Source organism: Pseudomonas caricapapayae (genome assembly GCF_001400735.1).
Taxonomy (GTDB): domain Bacteria; phylum Pseudomonadota; class Gammaproteobacteria; order Pseudomonadales; family Pseudomonadaceae; genus Aquipseudomonas; species Aquipseudomonas caricapapayae.
Window position 1 is genome coordinate 1 of sequence record NZ_LJPW01000047.1, and the last position, 6621, is coordinate 6621.

Here is a 6621-nt window from a genome sequence, read left to right on the forward strand (position 1 = left end):
GATCAGCGCCAGGACTCAGCCGTCACTTACGTCGCAATCGGCGTCGTTTGTGCCATCGCGGTAAAAAGCGTTTTAGAGCAGTGTGGTTAAAGGCACGGGGCGAAAGCTGATGACTATCGTGCCGACGCTCCGCGTCGGCATGCAATTCGTGACGCTCTGCGTCACACGGCGGTTCTGGGGTATCAGGGGGATTGGGGTCCGACTCGGGTCGGCTTTTGATCATTATGCCAACGCGGTGGATTGGCACGGTAATCGAATGCTCCACATCGGCACGACAGTCGGCTAAATTTGTGTATAACAACAAGAACCCGCACGAGGACAGGCACCGTGGATTACATCAAGCGTTTTTCAAGCTTTGCCGAGTTCTATCCCTTTTATCTTGCCGAGCACAGCAGCAGTACCAGTCGACGTCTGCACTTTGTCGGTACTTCTCTGGTGATTTTCCTGCTGGCATTCGGTGTGGGCAGCGGTCGATGGTGGTTGTTATGGCTATTGCCGGTCGCAGGTTACGGCTTCGCCTGGGCCGGGCATTTCTTTTTCGAGAAGAACCGCCCGGCCACGTTCAAGCATCCTTTTTACAGTTTGCTCGGCGACTTCGTGATGTACCGCGACATGCTGTTGGGCAAGGTGCCATTCTAGGCCGGTTGCTTCAGACAGCCGTTTCGCTGACCGGCTCCTGAACCACTGCCTGGCTGGCTTTCAAGTGCGCATCCGCCAGGCGGAACAGTTCGATACTGCCGTCCAGGTGCTCGATCAGGGCGGTGCAGGATTCAACCCAGTCACCGCAATTGAGGTATTCCACGCCGCCTACCTGGCGGATTTCCGCATGGTGGATATGCCCGCAAACAACCCCGTCCAGCCCGCGCTTCACGCATTCGTGGGCGATGGCTTCCTCGAAATCGCTGATGAAGTTCACCGCGCTTTTGACCTTGTGCTTCAGGTACGCCGACAGTGACCAGTAGCCATAGCCGTATCTGGCGCGCCAATGGTTCAGCCAGCGGTTCAGGGTCAGGGTGAATTCATAGGCCGAGTCGCCCAAAAAGGCCAGCCAGCGATGATAGCGGGTGATCACGTCGAACTGGTCGCCGTGGATGACCAGAAAACGTCGTCCATCGGCGGTCACGTGCTCGACCTCGTCCACCAGCTGAATGTTGCCCAGCACCAGTTTGGAGTAACGACGCAGAAACTCGTCGTGATTGCCGGTGACATAGATCACTTCCGTGCCGCGCTTGCTCATGGTCAGCAGCCGGCGAATCACATTGGTGTGCGCCTGCGGCCAGTACATGCCGCCGCGCAGTTTCCAGCCGTCGATGATATCGCCGACCAGGTAGACCTTGTCAGCCTGATAGCGCTTGAGGAACGCAGACAAGTGCTCGGCCTGGCAGTCGCGCGTGCCCAGGTGAACGTCGGAAATCCACAAGGTCCGCACGCGTTGTTTGCGGCTGGGTGTGGCGAGCTGAGCGCTGGTCATGAGACGACCTCCGGCAGGGTTTCCACGAGAATGGAGCATGCCGGTTAACCGAATGTGACATGTGAATGGCGATGTCGTGACAGTCGTCCTTATTCTTCAGGACTGGCAGGAGAATGACGGTCGTTGTGGCCAAGATCACGGGCCGGATCGATCTGGTCTCGAAGACGCTGCTTGAGCACCTTGGCCTCGGGAAAGCCGCCGTCGGCCTTGCGCTCCCAGAGTTGTACGCCGTCGCACGTGATACGAAAAACGCCACCGGTGCCCGGTTGTAACGAGACCTTGCCCAGATCATCGCCGAAGGTGCTCAACAGCTCCTGAGCGAGCCAGGCAGCGCGTAATAACCACTGGCACTGGATGCAATAGGTGATGACGACTTCAGGCTTTTCGGCAGACATGGGCACCCCTCCAGAAATTCAGACGCCCATGATACGCACCCGATGCAGGATCAACGAGCATTGGCGACACGACGCAATGCGCTGAGCGTCATGTCCTGAGTGGGCTCCTGCGCCGCCGTGTCGGCAGCCTGCGCCTTTACGCCCAGCAAACCCAGCAAGCGGCTGCGAATCGCCTGGAATCCGGGCTGGCCGCTGTCACGCTGACGCGACAGGTCGACACGTATATCATCGGCAATCTTACCGTCGGCCAGCACGATGACCCGATCGGCGAGCAGGATCGCCTCATCGACATCGTGGGTCACCAACAGCACCGCCGGGGTGTGCTTGCGCCACAGATCAATGATCAGTTGATGCATGCGGATGCGGGTCAAGGCATCCAGTGCGGCAAATGGCTCGTCGAGCAGCAGCAATTCAGGCTCACGGACCAGCCCCCGTGCCAGCGCCACACGCTGTGCCTCTCCGCCGGACAGCGTCGCCGGGAAGGCATTCAGCCGGTGAGCCAGGCCGACCTCGGTCAACGCTGCTTCGGCGCGTGCCTTGGCATCGTTGACGCGCAGGCCGAGAATCACGTTTTTCCAGGCACTTTTCCACGGCATCAGCCGCGGCTCCTGAAACACCGCTGCACGCGCTGCCGGTACGCGCAACTCGCCGCTGTCGATCTCATCCAGCCCGGCCAGGGTACGCAGCAAAGTGGTTTTGCCGGAACCGCTGGCACCCAGCAACGCGACAAATTCACCCGCTGAGATGTCCAGATCCAGCCCGTCAATCACCCGCTGCCGACCAAACTGGCGGACCACATTGCGCAGTTGTACAGGTGCCTGAGCAGCTTCGTTCGTGGCGGAGGGGATGTTGCGCAAATCAGGCGTTGCCATGCTCAATGCCTCACAAAGGTCGGTCGCCAGGCCAGAGCATAGCGCTCCAGCGTGCGAATGATGCCGTCGATCACCAGGCCAAGGACGCTGTAGATCAACAGGCAGATAACGATTACATCCGTACGCATGAAGTCCCGCGCATCGCTGGCGAGATAGCCGATGCCTGCGGTGGTGTTGATCTGCTCGACAAATACCAGCGCCAGCCAGGAAATACCCAGCGAGTAGCGCAGCCCGACGAAAAATGACGGCAACGAGCCGGGCAGGATGACATGCCAGATCAGTTCACGACGGCTCAATCCCAACGTGTTCGCGGCCTCGATCAGTTTAGGGTCGATGTTGCGGATACCGGAAAACAGGTTCAGGTAAACCGGAAAAGTAGTACCCATCACGATCAGCGCCACTTTGGTGAACTCGCCAATGCCGAACCAGAGAATGAACAGTGGCACCAGTGCCAGCGAAGGAATGGTGCGCAGCATTTGCATCGGCGAGTCCAGAACGATTTCACCGCGCCGGGACAGCCCGCTTACCAGCGCAGCAACAACACCGATGCTGACGCCGATGCTCAACCCCAGAAGCGCCCGCTGCAGAGAAATCCATAGATGGCGGGCCAGTTCGCCCGAGACAATCATCGACCACAGCGTGCCGCCTATCTGCGACGGTGCGGCAATCACCCTGACGGGCAACAAACCGGTTTGCGAGGCCAGCTCCCAGAGCAGCAACAGCGCCAGCGGGCTGAGCAGACGCAGGACAGATCCCGGCACCTGCCGGCGCTGGCGATGCTGTTCAGAAGCGTGGCGCTGTGCAGGTTTGTTGATCACCAGAAAACCGGATTCGGGTGGTTTGAGCGTTGTGTCAGACATGGGCGCATCCTTCCTGAGCAAACCGGGTAAAACACACCCGATGCAGTGTGAACACATGCTAATTGCATAAGAACACCGCGTGAAATTCGATTTAGGCCTAAGCTAATAGTTAAAATATTTGATCAACATTAAACAAGATGATGCATATTTTTTATAATTAACTTAGACCGAAATCGAATTTCACAGCCTTGGCTGCTTGCCTTTATGGTGCTTCTCGACAAGGTCGAAAGGACCTCAACCATTGGCAGGAGTACTCATGAGCATCGAATTCATTGGCTATATCGCCACGCAACCCGGTTCTGAAATCCACCCGCGCAGCGGCGCGACTGTCCAGCCCGACTACGTGAAGACAGTGGCCAAGGCTCATGAAGACGCAGGCTTTGATCGTGCGCTGATCGCCTACCACTCCAACAGCCCGGACAGCACTCTGGTCGCGGCGCATGCCGCCAGCGTGACCAGCTCATTGAAGTTCCTCGTTGCCCATCGCCCCGGCTTCATCTCTCCCACCGTGGCTGCACGGCAGTTTGCGACGCTGGACGTCTTCAATGGCGGGCGCACGGCGGTACATATCATCACCGGCGGCGACGATAAGGAACTGCGCGCTGACGGCAGCCACATCGGCAAGGACGAACGCTACGCACGCAGCGACGAATACCTCAGCGTAGTACGTCAGGAATGGACCAGCGACAAGCCGTTCGATCATCAGGGCACCTACTACCAGTTCGAGGGCGCGCACTCGCTGGTCAAATCCCCGCAGCAGCCACATATCCCCTTGTACTTCGGCGGCTCCTCGGCAGCCGCGATTGCGGTGGCGGGCAAACACGCCGACGTCTACGCGTTGTGGGGTGAGACGTACGAACAGGTACGCGATGTCGTCAAGCAGGTGCGCGCCGAAGCCGCCAGACATGGGCGGACCATTCGCTTCAGCCTGTCATTGCGACCGATTCTGGCCGAGACCGAAGAACAGGCCTGGGCGCGTGCCGACAGCATTCTGGAAAAAGCCAAGGCACTGGCAGACCACAACGGCTTTGTCCGTCGCGAGCCACCCAACGAAGGGTCGCGTCGCCTGCTGGCGGCCGCTGCGCAAGGTTCGCGTCTGGACAAACGCCTGTGGACAGGCATCGCCGGTCTGCTCGGCGCGCAGGGCAATTCCACGTCGCTGGTCGGCACCCCGGAACAGGTCGCGGAAGCGCTGCTGGATTACTACGATCTGGGAATTACCACCTTCCTGATTCGCGGCTTCGATCCGCTGGAAGACGCCATCGATTACGGCAAGAAACTGATCCCGCTGACCCGCGCACTGGTGGCTCAGCGCGAACAGCAGGCCCGCGAGCGGGTCGCCTGATTCAACGCCCTGCGGGCGGGCCAGGCTTCGTACTGAAGACTGCCTGCCCGCAATGACATTTCACGCGGCGGCTGACACCGGCTTGAGAGAGCGAGCCACCAATGCGCCAAAGGCTTCGACCGGCGCTTGCAGATTGCCGAGAAAGCGCGGGTAGAACAGCCACAGATCCATCACTGGCTTGAAGTCCTTGAGCGGCAACACCACCAGTTGCTCGCAGTGAGCACTGCGCTGCAGCAACGGCCTCGGTACCAGCCCCAACCCCATGCCATCGGCCACCAGCCCCAATTGCAGCTCGGTGCCGAACGTTTCCAGATTGACTTTCATGCTCAGCCCCTGATCGCTCAGCGTGCGCTGCAAACCTGCGCGAAAACCGCAGCCGTCAGGGTTGAGCACCCAGCCCTGCTCATAGCAGTCCGCCAGCTTGCCGGGCTTTTTCGGCACCAGGCCCTTGGCGCAGACCACCACCAGCTCCATCTTGCCAATCGACTGACCCACGATGTTTTCCGGAAATATCTTGCCTGCCGGAAACAGCGCCGCTGCGGCATCCAGCTCACCGTTTTCTATTTTGCCGATCAGGTGGCTGCCCCAGCCGGTGATGACCTGAGCCCGCAGATCCGGAAACTCGCCGCGCAATTGCTTGAGCGCATCGAGCAGCACCACATCACCAATGGTCTGCGGTACGCCCAGACGCAGCAGACCGCTGGGCGGTGTATCGCTGGCCACCAGCTCACGCAGGGAATCCATCTCGCGCAGGATCGCCAGGCACTTCTGGTACACCTGAGTGCCCATCAGGGTCGGCTTGAGCGGTTTGGTATTGCGGTCGAACAGCTCGACCCCGAGGGCCTGCTCGAAATTCTGCACCCGGCGAGTGATGGCCGGCTGGGTCAGATCCAGCGATTCAGCGGCATGGCTGATCGACTGACAGCGGATAACTGCAACGAACGCATCGATATCATCAATTTTCATTCGGACCGCACATAAAAAAGAAAGAAGACATAGGCAAAAAGCATAGTCCTGACAAGCGTTCATTCATAGCCCGTCCAACAGCCAAGGCGCTAGATTTCACGCAGTGCAGCAGGGAAGTAAAAGACGTTTTCGTTATAACCTAATCATTAAAAAATAGCATATTAAATATCCATATTATGCTTATATCGAACCATTCCCTGACCCTGATCTGGAAATGGACATGACTCAGAACCGACACCCGGAACGACTCGGGGCCTTTATCGACGCGCTCACTCAGCTGATTGGCAGCGAACCGCACGAAGGCGATCTGTTGCGTCGCGGCGGCAAGCTGCTGGCACAGCTGGTCAGCCATGATGACTGGCTGGCAGAAGAATTTGCCATACCGGACCCAAGCCGCTATCAGCAATTTCTCTTGCATGCCGATCCACAGCAACGCTTTTCGGTGGTCAGTTTTGTCTGGGGACCGGGGCAACGCACACCGATTCATGACCATCGCGTCTGGGGCCTGATCGGTATGCTGCGTGGCGCAGAACATTCGCAGGGCTATGTCCGCAATACCCAGGGACGCTTCGAGACCAATGGCCCGGCGATTCGCCTGCAACCCGGCCAGGTAGAGGCGCTGTCACCGCTCAGCAACGATGTCCATCAGGTCAGCAATGCCTTCAACGACCAGGTGTCGATCAGCATCCACGTTTACGGTGCCGATATCGGC

Annotated in this window: 8 protein-coding genes; 3 read left to right on the forward strand and 5 right to left on the reverse strand. The window is 58.8% G+C overall.

Translation table 11 applies throughout. The features are described 5' to 3' along the window. The first annotated feature begins 327 nt into the window (after positions 1-327). Positions 328-639, forward strand: a complete 312-nt coding sequence (locus tag ALO80_RS06690; protein ID WP_055008377.1) for a DUF962 domain-containing protein — start codon at positions 328-330, stop codon at positions 637-639. Between the two features lie 10 nt (positions 640-649). Here ALO80_RS06690 and ALO80_RS06695 read toward each other — a convergent pair whose 3' ends face one another. The 4 genes from ALO80_RS06695 to ALO80_RS06710 all read right to left on the reverse strand — a co-directional run bounded on the left by ALO80_RS06695 (position 650) and on the right by ALO80_RS06710 (position 3598). Beyond that, positions 650-1471 carry a UDP-2,3-diacylglucosamine diphosphatase gene (locus ALO80_RS06695; RefSeq protein WP_055005712.1) on the reverse strand — a complete coding sequence of 274 codons (822 nt, stop codon included), beginning with the start codon at positions 1469-1471 and terminating at the stop codon, positions 650-652. 89 nt (positions 1472-1560) lie between these two features. Further along, positions 1561-1866 carry a SelT/SelW/SelH family protein gene (locus ALO80_RS06700; protein WP_054986332.1) on the reverse strand — a complete coding sequence of 102 codons (306 nt, stop codon included), beginning with the start codon at positions 1864-1866 and terminating at the stop codon, positions 1561-1563. A 50-nt stretch (positions 1867-1916) separates the two neighbouring features. Further along, positions 1917-2738 carry an ABC transporter ATP-binding protein gene (locus ALO80_RS06705; protein ID WP_055008378.1) on the reverse strand — a complete coding sequence of 274 codons (822 nt, stop codon included), beginning with the start codon at positions 2736-2738 and terminating at the stop codon, positions 1917-1919. A gap of 2 nt (positions 2739-2740) precedes the next feature. Beyond that, positions 2741-3598, reverse strand: a complete 858-nt coding sequence (locus ALO80_RS06710) for an ABC transporter permease (protein ID WP_055008379.1) — start codon at positions 3596-3598, stop codon at positions 2741-2743. A 256-nt stretch (positions 3599-3854) separates the two neighbouring features. On the opposite strand from ALO80_RS06710, the gene ALO80_RS06715 reads away from it, so the two are divergent. Further along, positions 3855-4943 carry an LLM class flavin-dependent oxidoreductase gene (locus tag ALO80_RS06715; protein WP_055008380.1) on the forward strand — a complete coding sequence of 363 codons (1089 nt, stop codon included), beginning with the start codon at positions 3855-3857 and terminating at the stop codon, positions 4941-4943. A gap of 60 nt (positions 4944-5003) precedes the next feature. On the opposite strand, the gene ALO80_RS06720 is transcribed toward ALO80_RS06715, so the two are convergent. Then, the gene (locus ALO80_RS06720) at positions 5004-5909 is read right to left on the reverse strand and encodes a LysR family transcriptional regulator (RefSeq protein ID WP_055008381.1); all 906 of its coding nucleotides are present in this window, start codon (positions 5907-5909) and stop codon (positions 5004-5006) included. A gap of 220 nt (positions 5910-6129) precedes the next feature. Between ALO80_RS06720 and ALO80_RS06725 the strand changes: the two genes are divergently transcribed. Next, positions 6130-6621 (forward strand): cysteine dioxygenase family protein (locus ALO80_RS06725; protein ID WP_055005717.1); only part of this gene is annotated, 492 nt, incomplete at its 3' end.